Annotated in this window: 2 protein-coding genes; both read left to right on the forward strand. The window is 73.2% G+C overall.

Translation table 11 applies throughout. The annotated features are described in order from the left end of the window. Nucleotides 1-2337, forward strand: a 2337-nt coding sequence (locus HY68_RS28805; protein WP_052457215.1) for a LuxR C-terminal-related transcriptional regulator, incomplete at its 5' end; no start/stop codon positions are given. A gap of 175 nt (nucleotides 2338-2512) precedes the next feature. After that, nucleotides 2513-3641: AAA family ATPase (locus tag HY68_RS28810; RefSeq protein WP_157874463.1), on the forward strand; the 1129-nt coding region annotated here is incomplete at its 3' end.

Genomic DNA, 3641 nt, shown 5'->3' on the forward strand with positions numbered 1-3641 from the left:
ACGGACGTCGGGGAGATGGTGCGGCGGATCCTTCCGCTCGGCGCAGGTACGCACGTCCCCGCCCGCGGCCAACCCCCCGCCCCTGCCGCCGCCGTCACCGCCGCTACGGCGGACCCCGCCGAACGGACCTTCGTCGAGCAGGCCACGGCCGTCTCCGGCGGCAACCCCCGCACCCTCGGCCGGCTGCTGGACGCGCTGCGCGCCGAAGGCGTACGGCCGGACGAGCACGGGGTGGGCCGCGTCGCCGAGGTCGGCGGCGAGGTCGCCGCGGACTCGGTCCAGGGACTGCTGGACCGGCAGCCGCCCTGGGTGCGCGACGTGGCCACAGCCGTCGCCGTCCTCGGTGAGGAGTCAGCCGACCTGGTCGGCCCCCTCGTCGGGGTGGCCCCCACGCTCGTGGCGCGGGCCCTGCTGATCCTGCGGTGCGCCGGATTCGTCGCGCCGGACCGGACGGAGCTGATCCACGACTCGCTGCGCTCGGCCGTACTCGAACCGATCGGCGCCCACGGTCTGGCCCAACTCCGCACCAGGGCAGCGCTGTTGCTCAGCGACGCAGGCCGGCCCGCCGAGCATGCCGCCGGTCAGCTCATGCTGCTGCCCGCGCTGCCGCAGCCCTGGATGCCGGACGTACTCAGGGACGCGGCGGACCAGGCCGGCAGCCGGGGAGCGCCCGACACGGCGGTGCGCTATCTGTACCGGGTGCTGGAGGCGGAGCCGGACAGTGTGCGGCTGCGCCTCCAGATGGCCAAGTCGCTCGCGGAGAGCGATCCGCCGCACGCCATCCGGCTGCTGGACGAGGCGCTGGCCCGCTCCGACGACATCCGCACCAAGGCGAAGGTCGCCGTCCAGTACGGCATGACCTGCCTCGCCGTACAGAAGTCACGCACCGGGGTACGGGTCGTCGAAGAGGCCCTGGCGGACCTGGACGCCGGACTCGGGACCGGCACCTGCCCCGTCGACCCGGCCGACCGCGAACTGCGCACGCAGCTCGAATCAGTTCTGCTGATCGTCGGGGCGAGGGAGAAGACGACGATCTCCACGGTCCGCGACCGGGCCGAGCGGCTGACCGCCCCGCCCGGTGACACCCCGGCCGAGCGCCAGATGCTCTCCATGATGACCGTGCTGAACGCGATGGGGGGCCACTCCGCCGAGCAGACGGTCGAACAGGCCCGCCGGGCCCTGCGGTTCCAGGGATGCGAGCTGGAGAGCTGGCTGCTGATCACCTCGGCCTTCGCCCTCACCCTGGCCGACGAGGTCGGTGAGGCCCTGGACGCGCTGGACCGCCTTCTCCAGTACGGCCAGGACAACGGCGCCGTCTGGACCTACGTGGCCGCCCTGTCCGCCCGGGCCCTGCTGCTGCACAACATGGGCGCGATCCCCGACGCGCTCGCCGACGCCCAGACGTCGATCGAGATCATCACCCAGGAGAACTGGCGTGAGAGCGCGCCGCTCGCGCAGGCCGCGCTCGCGACCGTACTGGTGGACCGGGGCGAGCCCGAACGGGCCGAGGAACTGCTGGCCGGTATCAAGCCCCCGTCCCTCGACCGTTTCGTCATCGAACATCACTGGTACCTGATGGCCCGCGCCCGCGCCCGGCGGGCACTCGGCGACCCGGAGGCGGCGCTCGGTCTGTACCTGCGGTGCGGCGAGTCCCTGGCACAGGCCCGCTTCACCAACCCGGCGTTCCTGCCCTGGTGGGCGGAGGCCGCGTGTCTGCTGGCGGGCATGAACCGGGCCGACGAGGCCCGGGAAATCATCGAGTACAGCAGCGAGTTGGCCGCGCAGTGGGGAACACCGCGGGTACGGGGCCTCGCCGTGCTGGCCGACGGGATGACCACTCCGGGCGGGGCCGGTGTCGAGCTGATCACCGAATCGGTCCGGCTGCTGGCCGATTCGCCCGCCCGGGGCGAACACGCCAAGGCCGAGTACCTCCTCGGCCGGGCCCTGCTGAAGACCGGCGACCAGCGCGCGGCCCGCGAACACCTGCGCACCGCCGCCGACCTCGCCCAGCGCTGCGGCGCCCTCGCGCTCGCCGGGGACTCGCGCAAGCTGCTGGTCACCGCGGGCGGCAGGATGCGCAAGATGAGCGCCTGTCCGCTGGACATGCTGACCGCGATGGAACGCAGGGTGGCGGGACTGGCCGCCGACGGAGCGAGCAACCGGTCCATAGCGGAGTCCCTCTTCGTCACCGTACGGACCGTGGAGACGCATCTGACCAGCGTCTACCGGAAACTCGGTGTCAGCCGCCGTACCGAACTCGGCGCCGTCCTGCGCACTCCCGACATCCCCGACAGACAACCACCTGGCTGGGCGTTCGAGTCACGCCGACAGAGCTGAAGCGAGCTGAGCGAGGCGGTGCGTGTGACAGGCCGGAGTGGCGGAACTCCGAACCCGAGAACCATGAAGTCGATGTACGGTCCGAACCCCCGTCGGGCCGTACCACCGCTGCGGAAGCGCCGGCCTGACGAGCCGGCGCCGGCGCCGGTGCGGGCCACGAAAGGACGGCCGACCGATGCTTCTTGAACGGGACACCGAACTGGCCTGTGTGGAAGCCGCCTTGAGAGCCGCAGGGGGGGGCACCTCGTCGCTGGTCCTCGTCACGGGGCCCGTCGGTATCGGACGCTCCGTACTGCTGCGGAGCCTGCCCGACCTGGCGGCCGGCCAGGACGTACGTGTCCTGCGGGCCAACGCGGCACCGATGGAGCAGGACTTCGCGCACGGCGTCGTCCACCAACTGTTCGACAGCCTGCCGCCCGCCGGCGCCGACACCGGGGCCGCCACCGCGACTTCCGCCCATACGGACCCGTTCACGGACCCGTTCGACCCGCGAGCACTGCTCGCCGGCGCCGCCCCGCACACCAGGCTGCTCATCCTGGTGGACGACCTGCAATGGGCGGACGTCCCTTCGCTGCGCTGGCTGGCCCGCCTCGCCCGACCGGCCGGCCGGCGCCAAGGAAGTGCGGCGCCGGCCGCCGTTGTCGTCTGCACCCTGCGCGACGGGGACGCCAGGGCCCGCCACAGCGCGGTACGGGAGGTCGCCGACGCGGCCACCGGGATCCTGCGCCCGGCGCCGCTGTCGCTCGACGCCACCAGAGCCCTGATACGTGCCCAGTACGGCACACCGGGCCATGACGAGTACGCCCGCGCCTGCCACGAGACCTCGGCGGGCAACCCTCTGTTCCTGACGTCCGTACTGCTGACCATGGCGGGCGCCGGCTTTCCGCCGACCGCCGAACACAGCGCGCAGGCAAGCGCGTTGCGCCCCTCGGCGCTGCGCGAACGACTCGCCAGCCTGCTGCGGACGCAGCCGCCCGGGGTGGCCGCCCTGGCGGCGGCCGTCGCGTCCTTCGGCACCCAGGACGACCCTGCCCTCGTCCGGCAGCTGTCCGGACTCGACGAGGAAGGCTTCGCCGCCGCGCTGCGCGCGCTGCGCGACATCGGTCTGCTCACCGACGCGCACGAGCCGCGCTTCGTCCACCCGGTGGTACGGGACGCCGTCGAGTCGACGATGACCCCGTCGGAACGCGAGCGTGCGCACACCGCCGCCGCGGACATGCTGCACCGGCGCGGCCGGCCGGCCGAGCAGGTCGCCGCCCATCTCACGGCCGTCGCCACCGTCGACCGCCCCTGGGCGGTGGCCG

Source organism: Streptomyces sp. AcH 505 (assembly GCF_000818175.1).
Lineage (GTDB): Bacteria > Actinomycetota > Actinomycetes > Streptomycetales > Streptomycetaceae > Streptomyces.